Source organism: Pseudomonas sp. FBF18, from assembly GCF_024261405.1.
Taxonomy (GTDB): domain Bacteria; phylum Pseudomonadota; class Gammaproteobacteria; order Pseudomonadales; family Pseudomonadaceae; genus Aquipseudomonas; species Aquipseudomonas palmensis.
This window is the reverse complement of the sequence record NZ_QKRS01000001.1, coordinates 715,695-733,960: the sequence shown is the minus strand read 5'-3', so window position 1 is coordinate 733,960 and position 18,266 is coordinate 715,695. Positions and strand designations below refer to the sequence as shown.

At 60.8% G+C, this 18,266-nt stretch carries 14 protein-coding genes; 3 read left to right on the top strand and 11 right to left on the bottom strand.

Annotated features, from left to right (window positions below):
- Positions 1-23: 23 nt before the first annotated feature.
- Entirely contained in the window at positions 24-2,246 is a 2,223-nt protein-coding gene (locus DN387_RS03485; RefSeq protein ID WP_082405767.1) for a DNA internalization-related competence protein ComEC/Rec2, read from the bottom strand.
- A 140-nt stretch (positions 2,247-2,386) separates the two neighbouring features.
- Here DN387_RS03485 and DN387_RS03480 point away from each other — a divergent pair, with 140 nt between their 5' ends.
- Positions 2,387-2,926, top strand: a complete 540-nt coding sequence (locus DN387_RS03480) for a DUF2062 domain-containing protein (protein WP_043862892.1) — start codon at positions 2,387-2,389, stop codon at positions 2,924-2,926.
- Here the strand turns inward: DN387_RS03480 and DN387_RS03475 are convergent.
- From DN387_RS03475 to DN387_RS03465, 3 genes are all read right to left on the bottom strand, one after another.
- Positions 2,894-3,673, bottom strand: a complete 780-nt coding sequence (locus DN387_RS03475) for an ABC transporter permease (RefSeq protein WP_043862893.1) — start codon at positions 3,671-3,673, stop codon at positions 2,894-2,896. The genes DN387_RS03480 and DN387_RS03475 overlap by 33 nt on opposite strands.
- Positions 3,670-4,602: an ABC transporter ATP-binding protein gene (locus DN387_RS03470; RefSeq protein ID WP_043862894.1), complete on the bottom strand. Its 933-nt coding sequence runs from the start codon at positions 4,600-4,602 to the stop codon at positions 3,670-3,672. The genes DN387_RS03475 and DN387_RS03470 overlap by 4 nt, the downstream gene beginning before the upstream one ends.
- 144 nt (positions 4,603-4,746) lie before the next feature.
- Positions 4,747-5,370 (bottom strand): glutathione S-transferase, encoded by a 624-nt coding sequence (locus DN387_RS03465; RefSeq protein WP_054915819.1) that lies wholly within the window; start codon positions 5,368-5,370, stop codon positions 4,747-4,749.
- Between the two features lie 187 nt (positions 5,371-5,557).
- Here DN387_RS03465 and DN387_RS03460 point away from each other — a divergent pair, with 187 nt between their 5' ends.
- Together DN387_RS03460 and DN387_RS03455 are read left to right on the top strand one after the other, a co-directional pair.
- The gene (locus DN387_RS03460) at positions 5,558-8,005 is read left to right on the top strand and encodes an acyl-CoA dehydrogenase (protein WP_043862896.1); all 2,448 of its coding nucleotides are present in this window, start codon (positions 5,558-5,560) and stop codon (positions 8,003-8,005) included.
- Positions 8,006-8,081: 76 nt separating this feature from the next.
- On the top strand, positions 8,082-8,495 hold the full coding sequence (locus DN387_RS03455; RefSeq protein WP_043862897.1) for a PA2817 family protein: 414 nt from the start codon (positions 8,082-8,084) through the stop codon (positions 8,493-8,495).
- Positions 8,496-8,689: 194 nt separating this feature from the next.
- Here DN387_RS03455 and DN387_RS03450 read toward each other — a convergent pair whose 3' ends face one another.
- The 7 genes from DN387_RS03450 to DN387_RS03420 form a co-directional block, all read right to left on the bottom strand.
- Complete coding sequence (locus DN387_RS03450; protein WP_054915874.1) at positions 8,690-10,687, bottom strand: nucleoside-diphosphate sugar epimerase/dehydratase; 1,998 nt, start codon at positions 10,685-10,687, stop codon at positions 8,690-8,692.
- A 103-nt stretch (positions 10,688-10,790) separates the two neighbouring features.
- The gene (locus DN387_RS03445; protein ID WP_236171948.1) at positions 10,791-12,089 is read right to left on the bottom strand and encodes a hypothetical protein; all 1,299 of its coding nucleotides are present in this window, start codon (positions 12,087-12,089) and stop codon (positions 10,791-10,793) included.
- 152 nt (positions 12,090-12,241) lie between these two features.
- On the bottom strand, positions 12,242-13,237 hold the full coding sequence (locus DN387_RS03440; RefSeq protein ID WP_054915821.1) for a hypothetical protein: 996 nt from the start codon (positions 13,235-13,237) through the stop codon (positions 12,242-12,244).
- A 10-nt stretch (positions 13,238-13,247) separates the two neighbouring features.
- Complete coding sequence (gene asnB, locus DN387_RS03435) at positions 13,248-15,002, bottom strand: asparagine synthase (glutamine-hydrolyzing) (protein ID WP_054915822.1); 1,755 nt, start codon at positions 15,000-15,002, stop codon at positions 13,248-13,250.
- A gap of 1 nt (position 15,003) precedes the next feature.
- Positions 15,004-15,558, bottom strand: coding sequence for a sugar transferase (locus DN387_RS03430; protein WP_052504286.1), 555 nt, complete (start codon positions 15,556-15,558; stop codon positions 15,004-15,006).
- A 1-nt stretch (position 15,559) separates the two neighbouring features.
- A complete protein-coding gene (locus DN387_RS03425) occupies positions 15,560-17,083 on the bottom strand; it encodes a lipid II flippase MurJ (protein WP_082405768.1) in 1,524 nt (507 codons plus the stop codon).
- Positions 17,080-17,916 (bottom strand): aldolase/citrate lyase family protein, encoded by an 837-nt coding sequence (locus tag DN387_RS03420; RefSeq protein WP_043862901.1) that lies wholly within the window; start codon positions 17,914-17,916, stop codon positions 17,080-17,082. Before DN387_RS03420 ends, DN387_RS03425 begins: the two co-directional genes overlap by 4 nt.
- Positions 17,917-18,266: the final 350 nt, after the last annotated feature.

Here is an 18,266-nt window from a genome sequence, read left to right as displayed (position 1 = left end):
GGGGGCCACGGGGCCGAACAGCGTCATGTCGGCTCCCGCCAGAAGCGGCGCTGGCTGCGTTGCCCGACCGCCTGGCCAAAGCTGCCCAGCACCAGGCGCACCGCCCCGTGCAGGGCGCTGTCGTGCACGGTGATACCCAGCGCCTGGTAACGCGCCATCACCTGTGCGTGCGGATGCCCGAATGCATTGTGGCGCCCTCGCGAAATCAGCACGCCCCGGGGCCGGGTTCGTTCGAGAAAGGCCTGGCTCGACGAGGTGCGGCTGCCATGATGGGGCGCCTGCAACCAGTCGACCGGGCCGGCTGTCGACTCGCGCAGCCAGGCGCGCTCGGCCTGGGCATCGATGTCACCGGTCAGCAGCAGGGTTTCGCCGCCGGCATCCACATGCAACACACAGGAGCGCTGATTGCTGTCGCCGGCCTGCTGCCAGCGCCACAGGCTGAAGAGCACGCCATCCCACTGCCATTGCTCGCCACTGGCGCAGGCCTGGGCCTGCAGTTGCCCGGGCAGCTCATCCGGGTCGCCGCCCACCACGCGCACCAGCGGCACGCTGCGCTGCACCGCCAGGGCGCCGCTGGCATGGTCGGCATGGGCATGGCTGATCAGCGCCAGGTACAGCTCGCGCACCCCCAGCTTGCGCAGAGTCGGCACGACCACCCGCTCACCCAAGTCGCTGCCACGGGTGGCCGGGCCTGCGTCATACAGCATCGCATGGTGACGGGTACGCAGCACAAACGCCTGGCCCTGGCCGACATCCAGCTGCCACACCTCCAGTTGCCCATGGGCGATCTCGTTGCGAGGCGCACAGCCGGCCAGCAGCAGCAAGGGCCAGCCCAGCACCCGCATCGGCAGCCCGCCCGGCAACAGCAGCAGTACCGCGCCACCGCCCACCATCAACCATGCCCATATCGGCAAGGCGACCGGTGTCCAGGCCGGTTGCCAATGTGCCACCTGTGCCAGTGTCCAGAACAAGGCTGCCAGCAAACCTCCAGCCAGCCACAACAGGGCCTCCCCCAGCAACGGGAGCCCCTGCAGCAGTGTGCCGGCCAGCGCCAGGGGCAACACCGCGATACTGACCCAGGGCACCGCAACCAGATTGGCCAGCGGTGCCGAGAGACTGATCGGCAGCCCCAGCGCCAGCAGCACCGGCAACAGGCCGATCGCGATCAGCCATTGGGCCCGGCACCATGCCAGCCAGGGGTTCCAGGCCCCCAGCCGGCCGCCGAACACATACACCAGCACCGCCACCGCCGCGAACGACAGCCAGAACCCCGGCTGCAGGCTGGCCAATGGCTCCACCAGCAATACACCGTTGAGGGCGAGCAGCAAGGGAATCCAGGCCCCCAGGTGGCGAAAACGCAGGCGCCACAACAGCACCACCGCCAGCATGATGCAGGCGCGTCGTACCGGTACCTGAAAGCCCGCCATCAAGCCGTACGCCAGGGCCGCCGCAAACGCCAGGCCGCACGCCCAGGGTAGCCAGGGCAGCGCCCTGGGCCATGCCCCCACACGTGCCAACCCGGCCACCAGGCCGTACACCAGACCGGCCAGCAAGCCGATGTGCTGACCGGAAATCACCAGCAGGTGCACCGTGCCGGTTGCCTGGAGCACCTGCCAGTCCTCCTGTGCCAGCGCTCCGCCGTCACCCAGCACCAGCGCCGCCAGCGCACCTTCGCGCCCATGGGCCTGAGCCCCGAGCAGGCGCTGGCGCACCGAATCACGCCACGCATGGCTGGCCGGGGCCAGTCGTTCACCTGCCCTTACGCGGCCGGTGGCACCGATTCGCCGAGCCAGCATGGCCGCTTCCTGGTCAGGCCCATGGGGGTTGAGCAGGCCGGAGGGGCGCTGCAGCTGCACCGCCAGGCGCCAACGCTCGCCACTGTTGACCGGCGGCCCGCCAAACCAGCTCAGGCTCAGCCGCTGCGGCAACTGGGCGCGGCGCGAGGAGGCTTCGGCCAGCTCGAAACGCACCGAATGTGGGCCCTGCTGCGCCAGGCCCACTACCCGACCTTCCAGCCACAGGGTGCGCCCCTCCAGCTCGGGCCGCAGTCGATCGTCCAGCGCCCATTGCGCCGAGCAACAGGCCCAGGCAAAACCAAGCAGGAACAGACCGGGCACTGCCCATCGACACACCAGGCATAACATTCCCGTCATGCCGATGCCCCAGAGCCAGCCGACCGACGGCAAGGCAGGTAGCACGTTGAGCGCCAACAGCCCCAAGGCCAGCGCCAACATCCTTGTGCGCATGGGTAAAGCTCCTGAGCAGATCTCACCCCAGAGGCTTAGATCACCCAGGCCCGCACCTTGCTTATTAATTGTCACAAAGTCTGAATTGGCGCTGTTTACAATCCGTGCATACTGGCCACTTCAGAACGCCGAGAGCCCACATGCCGCGTCGACTTTTCAAACGCTACATGCCAGATCCGACGAGCATTCGGGAACATAAATCCTTACGCTTTCTCGGCCGGCTGCTGCACGACCCCAACCTCTGGCACCTGAATCGCCATTCGGTGGCACGGGCCATGGCCGTAGGCCTTTTCGCAGCCTTCATCCCTATCCCGATGCAGATGCTGCTGGCCGCCAGCCTGGCGGTTCTGGTGCGTGGCAACATGCCCATCGCCGTCAGCCTGGTGTGGCTGACCAACCCCATCACCATGCCGCCGGTGTTCTACTGCACCTACCAGGTGGGGGCATGGCTGATGCAGATACCGCCACGCACGCTGCCTGAGGAACTCACCTTCGAATGGATCACCGACCAGCTGTCGACGCTGTGGCAGCCCTTTCTGCTGGGCTCGGTGGTGTGCGGCGTGCTGCTGGGGGCGCTGGCCTACTGCCTGACCATGCTCTACTGGCGCTGGTGGGTGGGCAGGCAGTGGCGCAGGCGCAAGCAGAAATCAGCTGCGCATTCCTCGCCCGCTGACCAGTAGGCGCACGCAGCCGATGTACAGCACCGCGGTGGCCACCAGCATGAAGGTGATGGCCACGCCGATGCGGATGTCCGAGACGCCCAGGATGCCATAGCGGAACGAGTTGACCATGTGCAGCACCGGGTTGGCCAGCGACACGGTCTGCCAGAATGGCGGCAGCAGGGTGATGGAGTAGAACACCCCACCCAGGTACGTCAGTGGCGTGAGCACGAAGGTCGGGATGATCGAGATGTCATCGAAGTTGCGCGCAAACACTGCGTTGATGAAGCCCAGCAGCGAGAAGATCGTCGCGGTCAGCACCACCACCAGCACCGTCACGCCCATGTGATGCACCTGCAGATGGGTGAAGAACAGCGACAGCAGGGTCACGATCACTCCCACCGCCAACCCGCGCAGCACGCCGCCCAGGGTGTAGCCGATGAGGATGGTGTGCGGCGACACCGGCGACACCATCAGCTCCTCGATCGAACGCTGGAACTTGCTGCCGAAGAAACTCGACACCACGTTGCCGTAGGAGTTGGTGATCACCGACATCATGATCAGGCCCGGCACGATGTACTCCATGTAGGTGAAGCCACCCATGTCGCCGATCTGCCGGCCGATGAGGTTCCCGAAGATCACGAAGTACAGCACCATGGTGATCGCCGGGGGCAGCAGGGTCTGCGGCCAGATCCGCGTGAACCGCCGCACTTCTCGATAGACGATGGTATTGAGGGCAACCAGGTTGGCGCGCAGTTCCGAACTCATACCGCCACCTTCGCCAGGTTTTTTTCCACCAGGGACACGAACAGCTCCTCGAGACGATTGGTCTTGTTGCGCAGGCTCAGCACCTCGATGTTCTGCAGGGCCAACTGGCCGAACAGCGCGGTGATGCCCACGTCCTTGTCCACCTGCACTTCCAGGGTGTGCGGAGTGATCAGCCGGCACGGGTAGCCGGCCAGTTGCGGCGCCTGGGCCAGGTCATGCTTGAGGTCGAGCAGGAAGGTCTCCACATGCAACGTGCCCAGCAACTGACGCATGCTGGTGTTCTGCACGATGGTGCCGTGGTCGATGATGCCGATGTTGCGGCACAGCTGCTCGGCCTCTTCCAGGTAGTGGGTGGTCAGGATGATGGTGATGCCCTTCTGGTTGAGCTCGGTCAGAAAGCTCCACATCGAACGGCGCAGCTCGATGTCGACGCCAGCGGTAGGCTCGTCGAGGATCAGCAGGCGCGGTTCGTGGATCAGCGCGCGGGCAATCATCAGGCGGCGCTTCATGCCGCCGGACAGCGAGCGCGATGGCACGTCACGCTTGTCCCACAGGCCCAGCTGGGTCAGGTACTGCTCGGCGCGCTCCCTGGCCACCTTCATCGGGATGCCGTAGTAACCCGCCTGGGTCACGACGATATCGAAGGTCTTTTCGAACTGATTGAAGTTGAACTCCTGGGGCACCACACCGATGCAGCGCTTGAGCGCGGCTGGCTCTCGGTCCAGGTCATGGCCGAACACATTCACCGTGCCGCTGGTCTTGTTGACCAGGGTCGAGAGAATGCCGATGGTGGTGGATTTGCCGGCGCCATTGGGGCCGAGCAAGGCGAAGAAATCACCTTCGGCGACATCCAGGTCGATGCCCTTGAGGGCCTGGAAGCCATTGCCGTAGGTCTTGGTTAGCTGCCGAATGGACAGAGCAGAACTCATAGCAGGTCTACACACCAGGTTGAAGGGTTCACAAGGCAGGCGGTCAGACAGGGCCGACCGCGACGAATGTGGCCATGGTGCTTGCCCAGGCCACGCAAGTACAGTGAAGTGTATCGATATTGACTATCAGGGTAATCGACAGGTTCAGGTCAGCGCGGTCATTACCGCCGCCTGGTAGGCCGGCCGTTGCCTGAGGCGCTCGTACCACGCACGCAGGTGCTTCATTTCCGGACGCTCGATGGGCATCTCGAACCAGGCATACACGAAGCAGCCCAGCGGGATGTCGCCCATGCCGATCGCTTCCCCCGACAGGTAGGGTTGCATGGCCAGGGCCTGATCGGCGATCGACAGCAGTTCGGCGCATTGCTTGTGCGCGGCGTTGATCTGCACCCAGTCCTGCTGGTCAGACGGTGTACGCAGGATGCCCCAGAACAGCGGACGGAATGGCGTAGCCAGCGATGACGTGGTCCAGTCCATCCACTTGTCTGCGCTGGCCCGGGCCGCCGGGTCGGCGGGGTACCAGTCAGTGTTTGGGGCATACCGGCCACACAGGTAGCGAACGATGGTATTGGATTCCCACAGCACCAGCTCGCCATCCTCGATCATCGGCACCCGGCCGTTGGGGTTGAGGGCACGGTAGTGCGGCTCGTCGACCACGCCGAACTCGCCACCGGCATCGATCGACTGGTAACCCAGGCCCAGCTCCTGGGCGCACCACAGCGCCTTCCTGACGTTTGACGAGTTCTTGCGTCCCCAGATCTTCAGCATGACGACTCCTGACATAGGCGGTGGGCACTCAGTCTACCCGAGCTGGCGAGGCTGACAATCGCTGGCCCGCGGCCCGAAAACGCGAACTTCCACAGGTCGCGTCCTGTCACTGTTCTGACGGGTTGTTTGGCACAGGCGGTCTAAGCTCTGTCGGATAGCTATTTCTGGAGCTCACGGAGGAAAGCATATGTTGCTGTTGTGGTTAGTGGTGCTGGTGGTCGGTATTGCCTACCTGGCGCACCGGCGGGTTGCCCCCCTGCCCGCACTGGGCGTGGTTGCCGTCTACCTGGTGGCGATGGGCGCATTCAGCCATGCCCCCGGCTGGCTGTTGACGATCTTCTGGCTGCTGCTGGTGGCCACTGCCGTGCCTCTGGTGCTGCCCGATCTGCGCCGCAAATGGCTGACTGCCCCGCTGTTCGGCTGGTTTCGCAAAACCTTGCCGCCGATGTCGCAGACCGAGCGTGAGGCCATCGATGCCGGCACGGTCTGGTGGGACGGCGAGCTCTTCAGTGGCCGCCCCGACTGGAACACCCTGCTGGCCTATCCCAAGGTGCAACTGAGCGCAGAAGAGCAAGCCTTCATCGACGGGCCCACCGAGGAGCTCTGCGCCATGGTCAGCGACTGGCAGATCGGCCAGGACATGGACCTTCCCGCCGAAGCCTGGGCGCACATCAAGACCCATGGCTTCTTTGCCCTGATCATTCCCAAGGAATACGGTGGCAAGGGCTTTTCCGCCTTCGCTCATTCACAGGTCGCGATGAAACTGGCCACCCGCAGCGGCGACCTGGCCTCCACGGTGATGGTGCCCAACTCGCTCGGCCCGGCCGAACTGCTGCTGCACTACGGCACCGACGAGCAACGCAACCATTACCTGCCCCGCCTGGCCCGCGGTGACGACATCCCGTGCTTCGCCCTCACCGGTCCGCTGGCCGGCTCCGACGCCGGCGCCATGCCCGACACCGGGGTCATCTGCAAGGGCCAGTGGCAGGGCGAGGAAGTACTGGGCCTGCGCCTGAACTGGGAGAAGCGCTATATCACCCTGGGCCCGGTGGCGACGCTGCTGGGTCTAGCGTTCAAGGCCTACGACCCCGATCACCTGCTGGGTGACAAGGAGGAGCTGGGTATCAGTCTGGCTCTCATCCCGACCGACACCCCAGGTGTCGAGATCGGTCAGCGCCATCTGCCGCTGGGCGCCGCGTTCATGAACGGCCCCAACAGCGGCAAGGACGTGTTCGTCCCGCTGAGTTTTCTGATTGGCGGGCAGGAGATGCTCGGCAAGGGCTGGATGATGCTGATGAACTGCCTGTCGGTGGGACGCTCGATCTCCTTGCCGGCAGTCGGTACCGGTGCCGCCAAGTACACCAGCCTGGTAACGGGCCAGTACGCACAGGTGCGCGAGCAGTTCAACGTACCGCTGGCCGCGTTCGAGGGCATTCAGGAGGCTCTGGCCCGCATCGGCGGCAATGCCTGGCTGATGGACAGCGCACGCATGCTCACCGCCAACGCGGTGGACCTGGGTGAAAAACCCTCGGTGCTGTCGGCGATCCTCAAGTACCACCTCACCGAACGGGGGCGCGAATGCATCCAGCACGCCATGGACGTGCACGGGGGCAAGGGCATCATCATGGGCCCGAACAACTACCTGGGTCGCAGCTGGCAGGGGGCACCGATCTTCATCACCGTCGAGGGCGCCAACATCCTCTCGCGCAACCTGATGATCTTTGGCCAGGGGGCGATTCGCTGCCACCCGTTCGTGCTCAAGGAGATGGCCCTGGCCGCACGTGAAGACCACGACCAGGCGCTCAAGGAGTTCGACGCCCTGCTGCTCAGGCATGTGGGCTTTGCGGTGGGTAACGCGGCCAGCACGCTGGTCCTTGGGTTGGGCCTGGGGCGCTTTGAAAAGGCACCCGGCGATGCATTGAGCCAGGGATACTTTCGCGCACTCGATCGCCAGGCGGCGGCCTTCGCCCTGCTGGCCGACCTGTGCATGATGCTGCTCGGTGGCGAGCTGAAACGCCGTGAGCGCCTGTCGGCGCGCCTTGGCGACGTATTGAGCAACCTGTACCTGGGTTCGGCAGCCCTCAAGCGCTACCACGATCTCGATTCGCCCGAGTACCTGCGGCCGCTGTTGCGCTGGGCCATGGAAGAAAGCCTGGGCCAGGCCGAAAAAGCCCTGGACCGCCTGCTCGACAACTTCCCCAATCGGTTCCTCGGTGGCGCGCTGCGCTTGGTGGTGTTCCCGTTCGGGCGCCGTCATACCGGCCCGTCGGACGAACTGGATGCCGAGGTTGCTGCGCTGCTGGGTCGCGCCAAGGGTGATCCGGCACTCGAACAACTGCTGGCTGGCTGCTATCGCCCCACCGATGCAAGCGACCCGGTGGGCGCGTTGCAACAGGCCAGCGACCTGCTAAGGGCCAGCGCCCCGCTGCACAAGAAGCTGCACCAGGCCCACAAGGGCGGCCAATTGGCGCCGGCTCCCGGCGAATCGCTGATCGACGCAGCCTTGCACGCCAACACCTTGCAGGCCGGCGAAGCTCAAAGCCTGCACGAGGCCGAAGCCGCACGGCGCCGTGTGATCGACGTGGATGCGTTCAGCAAGGACGAGCTGCTGCCCACCGAGGGCAAGGTGCGCTGAGCATCACTCCAACGGGACATCGGGCGCGGGGAGCCTTATACTCCCGCGCCCGATTTTGCTCTAGAGGATCGCCCGCATGGCCAACGCCACTGCTCAACTGGAATACCACCTCGCCCTGCTCACCCACCTGCGCACCATCCTTGCAGCCCTGGGTGAGGCCGAACAGGTACCGGAAGAAAGCCACGCGCTGTTTCTGGAGCGTTTCGACGACCTGATGCAACAGTTGCCGGTCGACCCGGAGAGCACCTACCTGGGTCAGGACCTCATCTGCCAGGTCATCCAGCGCTACCCGCAGATCGCGCACCTTATCCCCCGCGACCTGCTGTGGTTCTTTGGCGGCGATTGCCTGCACTACATGCCGGAAGAAGAACTGGCCATGTACCAGGAGCTGGAAGAACGCCGCTACGAAGCCGAGCAGAACGACGAACCGTTCGACTGGAACCAGGAGAAGCAGTTGTTGAGCATGTCGGGCGACGACAGCAAGCACTGAGACATTTGCTACGCATGGCCTGCTACCCATCCTCAAGCGCAGCAAAAGTGCGACATGTCTGCGCTGATAGGCTGGCCATTTCCCAGCCGAGACATACGGGGAGAGCTGCCAGATTGACGGCCTTGCAACAGCAAATTTTTTATCGAAACAAAAAACGCCGTTCACATGAACGGCGTTTTTTCAGCTGGAAGGCGTCAATGAAGTGATTCGCCACCTCCACAGCGCTGCTGATAGATCCAATCGACTATGTCGTCTTCAGGCGTGTATCCACTGACCATTTCCAGCAACAAGGCTCGAATGCGCGGATAGTCATCGGCATCAACCGCGGCGTTCATCTTGGCAAGTATCGCCTTGAGCGCCTCCCAGGTGAGGTGTTCCTCATTGGCACACATGATCATGGGATGCTCGGTGGAGTTGACGTTCTCACCGATCAGCAACTCTTCGTACAGCTTTTCACCGGGGCGCAATCCGGTGAATTCCAGTGCAATATCCCCAGTCGGATTCTTGTGACTACGCACGCTCATACCAGAGAGATGGATCATCTTTTGCGCCAGATCAGCGATAAGCACCGGCTGGCCCATGTCCAGCACAAACACATCTCCACCCTGTCCCATCGAGCCCGCCTGAATCACCAACTGCGCGGCTTCCGGAATAGTCATGAAATAGCGAGTAATCTTGGGATGCGTCACGGTAACCGGGCCACCCGTGCGGATCTGTTCATGGAAACGCGGAATTACCGAGCCGGAAGAGCCCAGCACATTTCCAAAGCGCACCATTGTGAAGCGTGTCTTATTGACGTGATGCACAGCCGCATCATCCCCAAAAAGCACCGGTGCCTGCTCGTGGCTGAGAGCCTGCAAGATCATTTCCGCTACACGCTTGGTACTCCCCATCACATTGGTCGGGCGCACAGCCTTGTCAGTGGAAATCAGCACGAAATTGGCCACCCCTGCCTTCACCGCCGCCTGGGCCGTATGCAGCGTACCGAAAATATTGTTCAGCACTCCCTCGGAGACGTTGTGCTCCACCATCGGCACATGCTTGTAGGCAGCCGCATGATAGATCGTCTCCACACCCCAGGTGTGCAGAACATCGAGCATGCGGGACGGGTTTCGAATCGACCCCAGGATAGGAATCAGTCTGGTAGGCAGTGACTCGCTGGAGATGCGTCGCTCCAGCTCCATGTGCACCGCGTACAGATTGAACTCGCTGTGTTCAAACAGCAACAATACGCGCGGCTGGCTGAACAGGATCTGCCGACACAGCTCCGAACCGATCGAACCTCCCGCCCCGGTTACCATCACCACCTTGTCACGAATACATTGCTGGAACAGGGCCTGCAGTGGCGGAACCGATTCTCGCCCGAGCAGGTCGCTGATATCCACCTCCTGGATATCCTCCACCTTGACCCGCCCGCTGGCCAGATCCATGAAACCGGGCACGCTGCGCACGTGCAGCGGGAAAGACTCGAGCGCCAACAGAACCTCACGTCGACGCGCCCGTGTCGCCGAAGGGATCGCCAGCAAGATCTGGTGTGCACCGGTTTCGTCGAGCATCTGCTGAATATGCTTGGCTGAATACACCCGCAACCCGGCAATTGCACGATTGTACAAGCTGGGGTCATCATCGATGAATGCCACCGGGCGCATAACCCGACCTAACCGCAGGGCGGCGACCAGCTGATTGCCCGCCGCACCTGCGCCATATACCGCGACCTTGGGCAGACAAGCGTCCCTGTTTCTCAAGCGCAAGGGGGAGCCTGGGGAAAACCATTCACCGATAAAGTACTGGCGCAACCCAAGGCGTACGCCACCGATCAGAAAAATGCTCAGCCACCAGTAGTTGAACACCATCGAACGGGGCAATGGCTTGGGTGCGTCAACGTGCCAATAGATGGACAGCGCCAGAAGCAATGCAGAAATGGACACAGCCTTGACGATGGCGATCAGCGCATCGTTCCCCATGTAGCGCATCACCACCCGATACAGGCCAAAGCACCCGAACAGCGGAATGGCAAACAGCGGAGCAAGGGCAAACAACCAGGCATGTTTGCCAAACACATCGATTTCGTCCGCATCGCCGAGGCGCACCACAAAAGCCAGCCACAACGAGACCCACACAAGTACGACATCCACCAGTACAAGAATGATCCGTTTCTGCTTACGGGGCAGATCAATCAAGCGACGCCGCATCTGTTCAGCAAGCCTCAACACCACAACACTCCTTTTCTTCAATTGATCGACCCAGGGGTACTCCCCCGCGACCTGCTTGGTATCCTCCAAGCCATGACCCGTCTTACGAGAGGGGAGAAACCGTGCCTTCTGACCCTAGCAGCGATTCGGCTAGCTCGACGATGTTATGCGTGGCGCTGGCCATCAAGGGACCAGCCGAAACCATTGACGGGCGCTGCTCAGACTTGAGCTGGACGCGGCTCAGCGCCGCGCCCAGCCCTTCAGGTGAGCTCACTTCGGTGGCAATGCCCATTTTCCCGTAGGGCGCATCCTGGTTGAAAACAGATCCACCCACAGAAAGAACACAACGCCCGGCCAGATGCGCTTCGAGGCCCACCGTGGAACTGGTCACGACCACGATATCGAGAGCATGCAGCAAAGTTGCAAGGTCTTCACTGGGTGGACTGAGCTCGACACGCGCCTGGCCTGAGTGGAACTGGGCACTTTCACTGGGGTGATAGCGCAACACCAATCGATAATCTGCATGAGTGCTGACAAACTCCCGCAAGACTGCCTCGATCCTGCGCGGCAATGTCGGATCGCCGATTCGCCCATCGAAAGGATGGCGCTCGGGTTCAACTTGCGAAGCCCACAGAATGACGGTTTCGTCCTTGCCCCAACCTTTGGCAGCACGCATTGCACGTCCCGCTTCCTGTACCTGAGGCTGCTGCAATCGATCGAACGCCGGGTTGCCAGTGACAACTATCGCGTCGGGGTGACAGCCTTTTTCCACGAACATATCCCGTACCTGCTGATTCAGTACACAGATTCGACTCGCATACCCGGGGCGGTTGATCCACTGGATTTCCTGCAGACCAAAAAGATCCACGGCACAGATCGATGCAATCCCCAGCGCGCTGGCGGCTTCGAGCGCGGCTCTCTCGCTACGCGGGGCACTGGTCGCTATAACCAGCGACGGGCGCAGCTCGGCCAGCCACCGCTTGAACAGACCGATCGGACAGAACACCCGGCGTCCCTTCTCGGCGAACAATTGTGCCGCACCTTCCAGACCATGTTCTACCACCAGTTCGCGATAATTCAGCCCCATGTAGGCGACCGATTCGGCCAGCTCAATACTGCCACCGGACGGTAGTTCGCTGGTCAGCTTGCGCCCCCATGCAACGACATCAGCCTGGTCAGCATCCGGCAGGTGCCGGTAGCCAATAAATGGAATGCCCGCACGTTCCAGATACCCGACAGCGGTGGTCAAAGCAAGAACCAACACCGGATGTCCCTTTGCTATAAGACTACGTGCCACCGGCGTCAGCATGGCAACGTGTCCGCCGCCATAGGTAACTATCAAAATCGGGCCTTTCTCTGCAACAGGCAAATCGGCAACAGCTACAACGTCATCACTTGTCATCTAGGGTGCTCATAATACGATCGGCCTGACCTAGTGCAATGCACGGGTACAGGACTCCTCAACCAAACTGTTGCAATCACTCACGCTGTGCTACCCATGAATACTGCATGCAATCAGGCAAACACCTTAAAAGGGTATGGGATCCCTTGCAATCAATCAGTCACATTCAAACCACGGGCACCGACCACTGGAGCAAAAGGTTGACGCTGCAGCCCGAGAAACCTCAATACTCGTCGCATGGCGCTGCCGGCTTCACAGAGCAAGAGCGGTATGGCAAGAGTAAGCACGGTAAAACCGAACAGCCCACCCGCCATTGAGATGATCAACAGCTTGCGTACAGGGCGTATGCGAGGGCCGAAAAAGAAAATCAGAGCTCCAAGGGCACCGATCGGTAGGGCTAACAGCAACAGGATCAGACCCAGACCGCCGTCTGCAAAGAAGATCTTGCCCATCCCATGCTTGAGCATGAGCATCAGGCCCTGTATACCGCCTCCATAGAAGTCCAGGTTCTTCTCGATTGCCACAATGAAGTAGGACAAGAACACATAGCCGCAGAGCATCAGCAGTATCAACGCCACCAGCCCACTGAAGTTCCTGAGCTTGACGCCGCCTGCTTTCCAGCGCTCGAGAAAGAAAAGGAAGATGGCAAACAGCACGATGACGAATACACCTGTACTGACGGTCCCCAGGAAACAGGCAACGGCACCTCGCAAGACCGGCCATTTTATAGGAACCTGCGCCCGACTCATGTCAATGCACAACGAGACGCCCAAAAGCCAGGCGCTCCAGGCGATCACACCGCGCCCGTTCATGAACATGTGAACCAGGAAAAACAATCCCCAGATCACGTAGGACGGGCTGACCTGGTGAGTCTTGCGCACGATAGCCGACCACACCGATGCATTGAGCAACATGAAAAGGCAGCAGTACAGTGAGAATCCAAGCCCCGGATAGTCCCGCTCCAGCATCAACCCCGGATAGGCGACCATGTACCGGAAAAGATGCGGGTGCCCGGTGAGAGTCGCCGGAGTTGCCCGCTGCAGCCACAGGTCCACGACCTGCGGCCACGCTGAAAACTCCTTCACACCGGACAACGTAATGCCCAACAGCAGCAACAGAATCACGAGCGTTGAGATACGTACTTTCATGCTTCGGGTCCTAGCAGTTCTTCTGCCAATGGCTCAAAGCAATAAGCGCACGAATTTCCCGCGTCCTGTTCTCCTCACCTGAAATATGCGCCTCGTTCATGCGGGACATCGCTGCCTGGTCAAACACTCCGACAGGCATGTTTTCACGACAGTAATCCGCTTTGGTGGTCTTGAACCACTCGCCGACTGGCACCGTGAACATCTGCTTCTTGCGGTAGGCCAGGTTATCGCCGATCAGCGGCGCGACCGCTTTTTTGTACAGATACTTTGTGATGCCGTCCTTGAGCTTGAGCGAACCAGGCATGCGGAAGGCGAACTCCATCATGCGGTAGTCCAGGAAAGGCGTACGCGCTTCGAGCGACACGGCCATGCCCATTCGGTCAGGCTTGACCAGATTATTGCCCGAAAGCAGCAATTGCATGTCCAGATACAAGGCCTGGTTGATTCGGTCCTGGTGCGCCACCGCCTTGAAGTAAGGCGCTGCTACGTCGAAGGAATCTATTGCTTTTAACCGCGCCGCGCGCTCCGGCGTGTACAAGGCCTGTTTACCGTGGTGGGTAAACAGCGAAATACTGTCGAAATAGTTGCGTTGAAACTCTTCGTCGGACCAGGTGGCCGCTTCAGGACGCGCGAAGAAATCTCGATGTTTATCATAACCGGCAAACAGTTCGTCGCCGCCATCACCGGTCAGCACTACCTTCACATGTTTGGCGGCCAACGCTGAAACGCGATAGGTGGGCAGGAATGAAACATCCCCGTGGGGCTGGTCGCAGTGATAGGTAGCCATTGGCCACAGATCAAGCATGTCAGGCTCTACTCGCTCCATGACGTGCTCGGCCCCAAAACGCTCGGCAGCTTCCTGCGCGTAGGCTGACTCATCGTAGCGCGGGTCGTCGAAACCGATACAAAAGGTCTTTACCGGATCGGTCATGTGTCGAGCCATCAAGCCAACGACGGTGCTCGAATCAACGCCGCCGGAAAGAAACGCACCGAACGGCACATCGCAACGCAGCCGCAAGCGCACGGCGTCGTCCAAAATGGCGTTGAATTCTTCGATCCATTCCTCCTCGCTGCGTCCGTGAACGGGCTGGACCGCCGCAAGGTCCCACCAGCACGACACCTCGACACCCTGCGAGGTGATCTTCATCAGGTGACCCGGCATCAAATGACGCACACCCTGATACAAAGTGAACGGCGCCGGCACGTAGTTGAACGTGAGGTAGTGGTGCAAAGCCTCTTCGTCCATTGGCGGATGTGGCATGCCAGCCTTGAGCACCGACTTGATTTCCGACGCAAAGGTGATCTGCTCGCCATCATCGTGTACATACAGCGGCTTTACCCCGATCCGATCACGCACCAGGTACAGCGCCTGCTCGCGGGCATCGTAGATGGCGATGGCGAACATCCCATTGAGTTTCTCGACAAAGGCAATACCTTCACGCTCGTAAAGGCGCAGCAGCACCTCGGTGTCCGAATGCGTGCGACAAGCGTATGGTGTGCCTTCCAGCTCCTGCGCCAGCTCAAGGTGATTGAAAATTTCACCATTCTGTACTACGACGATGTTCTGGTCATCGGAAATGAACGGCTGATGCCCACCAGCCAGGTCGATGATGGACAGGCGCTGATTGCCCAGTGCCACACCCGGAGCACTGAATACACCCTGATCATCTGGTCCGCGATGACGAATCGACTCTCCCATCGACCGCACCGTGTCAGGGGCCAGCGACTTGCCCCGGCGATTAAAATATCCAAAAATTCCGCACATTTCAGTTGCCGCCTTTTCCGAAAACCTGTTTGAACGTCAGCATGATGATTTCAAGGTCCTTCATCAGCGACGCCTCTTGGGCATATTGCAGATCCAATTGCTTGCGCTGCTGCTCGGTTGCAGCCGAGCGCAATGTCGCCTGCGCAAGCCCGGTGATACCTGGTCGCACACTATGTCGCACGCGCCACTCTTCTTCCGTGTATAGCGGGCGCTGCGCGGGCACATCCGGGCGCGGCCCGACCACGCTCATGTCACCCAGCAATACATTGAACAACTGCGGCAGTTCATCAAGGCTTGTACGCCGAATGAACCGACCGACCCGGGTGATCCGCGGATCGCCTTCTGCAGTGGAGAACCCGCCGAGACTCTCGGCGTTGAGCACCATGCTTCGGAACTTGTAGATGAAAAACTCACGCCCTGCACGCCCGACCCTCCGCTGCTTGAACAGCACTGGTCCGAAGTCGGAGAAATAGATGACTGCCGCGACCCCGAGTAAAATCGGCGACAACACCACGATAGCCCCACCAGCACAGAACAAGTCAAAAAGCCTTTTCACGTTATCTCCTACGCCTGTCAGCAAAGCGCAACACCAATAGACCCGCAGCCACTGCGCCAGCAAAGACCCCACCCGCGAGCAGCACGCGCCAAATATCAAGGGAACCGGGCAACAGCACGGCAAATGGTTTCACTACCAGAACGTCAGTGAGCCAGCCGACGATAGCGACACTGCCGATGGCGAACAAACAGCTCAAAACTCTATACAACTGCGCACGAGCAGACCGCACGCCTTCGCGGCCCAAGGCCTGCATAAGGCTGATCGCCAGGATACAATGAAACACCGGCAGTGCCCCCATCAGCGCGATGGGGTCGGCCATCAGCAACCCTGGCAGGCACAACAATGGGAACATCAGCATGATCAGGGCAGTTCGGCGCAGCACCTGCGCCGGCAGCCTGCGCGCGTTGAGTGCCGCTGCCGCCAGGCTGGCAATGCCCACCCACGGTACACTCAGCAGGGCGATCTGGGTCAGACTGGTGATGTGCGCCAGCCCATCGACACCGACACGCCCCGCACCAAAGAGTATCGCCACCACCGCGTCGACAAACGGTATTCCGCACAGCACAACGGCGAAAGACAACACCAGCGCACGCTGCAGGCCCGACTTCAGGATACCGTCGAAGGCCGTCGCGTCGTTGTGATCGTGAGCCTCACTCAGGCGTGGAAATGCCACGGTGGCCAAGGTGGTGATCAGGATGCCCAGCGGCAACTCGACCAGCTTTATTGCATAGTTGAACGCCGCCAATTCCCCCTTGCCCAGCCAACTGGCCCCTGCACGCAAAGCCACCGGCACCAGAATCAGCAACGATGCCGAAGCCAGCCCGGCGACAAAACCCTGTATCAGACGACGGTCAAGCAGCAGACCATGATGTGCCTGCATTACCCGTGGTGCGCCTCCACGCAGCGCAATCCACTGGCTGACCCAGCGCAGCAGCGCTCCTGCCAGGATGCCCGCGCAGAGCAACGACAGGTAACTTCTGGACCAGAACATGGCCATCAGTAACGCGGCAATGATGCTCAGATTAAAGAATAGCGTGCCGCATCCGGCCACGAAGAAACGGTCACGGGCGTTGAGTGCTGCTGTGCTGACGCCAGAGAGCGCAGCAAGCGGGATCGCCAGCGCAATGGCATAGATCATCCAGCTGTCCAGCCATTGCGTGGGCGCTTGCAAGCCTGGCGCGAACAGCCAAAACCACAATCCCGGCAGCAACGCAAAACACAGGCCGAACACTGCGAACAAGGCGCCAAATGCCAGTGAAGCCTGCCTGAAAAGGGCCGCAGCCTGTGCCGGGCTTGCCGCGCGCAGCGCCGGGACCAGAGCCACACCGATGCCACCGGAAAGTAGGAGGTTGACCAGCAGATCAGGCACCGTCAACAGCACAATGGCGATATCGGCCTGCTCGGACAATCCCAATGATGATGCCAGCAACACCTCGCGCCCGAAGCCAGCCAGACGCCCAGCCATCAATGCCAGACTCAGGAACAGCCCTGCGCTCAACAAACTACGCTGTCCTGGCGACGTCATTCACCATTCACCCGACGAGCCCGGATCGCGGCGACAATCGCCTGCACACCCGTCTGCACGCTAGCATGAGCGGCTTGCAACTGCTCCGGTGCTGCGCATCGATAGTGCTCATAGACGTCGCGTAACTTCTGCACTTCGCCTGCAAAATCCATCTCGGCCCGGATCTGTTCCACCGAGGAGGCATTGCGATGGAAGGCTCTGGACAGAATTGCCGCGCTGGAGCCAAGCCGTGCATGTTCCGCCACCAGCAATTCGGCCGGCAGCATGCCGTCACCCACCCGCGCAAGACCACCGATACCGAACGGCAGGCCGGCATCGCGCAGTACCGCCGCCAGACCATCTACCGTGCCGTTGGCTACCAGCTCGAACATGAAGTCCAGCCCCTGTTCGAGGTGAAGGTCGTTCAGACCGATATGCACCTCGTCCACGCCCGGCACCCGCACACATTCTGCCAGCGTTGCAGCCGCACCCACTGTCTCGACCAGCAGACTGCAGCGCACCCTGCCCCGTACCGCCTGAGTGAACGTGCGAACTTCGTCAGGCCCCCTGAACATGGGAAGCATCAGGATATCGGCCCCTGCATCAATAGCCTGATCGATCTCGGCCTGGCTGCCTTCGTGGACAGGATTTATGCGCACAAGCAAACGACCTGACGGCACGGCGGGCCTGACACGTCGCACGTCATCGAGGGTGTGCTTGCTGATAACTGTGTTCAGGTGGCCCTGACGTGCCTCTTTGCCAGTGATTTCCGTGTCCACGAAAATGCGGTCTACACCATTCTCGACAGCGAAACCTGCCATCTGCGGGCAGTTGGTGATCATGAGAAGCTTCATTAAGGCTCCCTTGTGCCAGTAATGGGTTTAGCCTGATCTATATGAAAATAGAGGCCACGATTTTCGACGCTATGATTAAGTCCATTAATCTTTCGAGTGAACAAACAGGCGCAAGACAAGCAGCGGGCACCTGTCGGGGTGATCGGCTTCACCTGCATTGAGGGGGCTGAAAATCAACCAGAGCAAGTTCGCACGACCGACAAATAAGAGCGGCATTCTACCTCAATCCGAAGTGTCGGACAGCCCCGCACCACCTGCATCGGAGCACCTTCCTACAGACTTGCGAAAAAAGAACTTTAATCGAGACAAAAAAAAACGCCGTTCATACGAACGGCGTTTTCTTTGAATTT

Excerpts from the sequence above, each read along its gene's own strand:
- DN387_RS03445 (WP_236171948.1), bottom strand. The coding sequence starts at position 12,089 with ATGACAAGTGATGACGTTGTAGCTGTTGCCGATTTGCCTGTTGCAGAG.
- DN387_RS03440 (WP_054915821.1), bottom strand. The coding sequence starts at position 13,237 with ATGAAAGTACGTATCTCAACGCTCGTGATTCTGTTGCTGCTGTTGGGC.
- DN387_RS03475 (WP_043862893.1), bottom strand. The coding sequence starts at position 3,673 with ATGAGTTCGGAACTGCGCGCCAACCTGGTTGCCCTCAATACCATCGTC.
- DN387_RS03460 (WP_043862896.1), top strand. The coding sequence starts at position 5,558 with ATGTTGCTGTTGTGGTTAGTGGTGCTGGTGGTCGGTATTGCCTACCTG.
- asnB (WP_054915822.1), bottom strand. The coding sequence starts at position 15,002 with ATGTGCGGAATTTTTGGATATTTTAATCGCCGGGGCAAGTCGCTGGCC.
- DN387_RS03455 (WP_043862897.1), top strand. The coding sequence starts at position 8,082 with ATGGCCAACGCCACTGCTCAACTGGAATACCACCTCGCCCTGCTCACC.
- DN387_RS03465 (WP_054915819.1), bottom strand. The coding sequence starts at position 5,370 with ATGCTGAAGATCTGGGGACGCAAGAACTCGTCAAACGTCAGGAAGGCG.
- DN387_RS03480 (WP_043862892.1), top strand. The coding sequence starts at position 2,387 with ATGCCGCGTCGACTTTTCAAACGCTACATGCCAGATCCGACGAGCATT.
- DN387_RS03470 (WP_043862894.1), bottom strand. The coding sequence starts at position 4,602 with ATGAGTTCTGCTCTGTCCATTCGGCAGCTAACCAAGACCTACGGCAAT.
- DN387_RS03425 (WP_082405768.1), bottom strand. The coding sequence starts at position 17,083 with ATGACGTCGCCAGGACAGCGTAGTTTGTTGAGCGCAGGGCTGTTCCTG.
- DN387_RS03450 (WP_054915874.1), bottom strand. The coding sequence starts at position 10,687 with ATGCGGCGTCGCTTGATTGATCTGCCCCGTAAGCAGAAACGGATCATT.
- DN387_RS03485 (WP_082405767.1), bottom strand. The coding sequence starts at position 2,246 with ATGCGCACAAGGATGTTGGCGCTGGCCTTGGGGCTGTTGGCGCTCAAC.
- DN387_RS03420 (WP_043862901.1), bottom strand. The coding sequence starts at position 17,916 with ATGAAGCTTCTCATGATCACCAACTGCCCGCAGATGGCAGGTTTCGCT.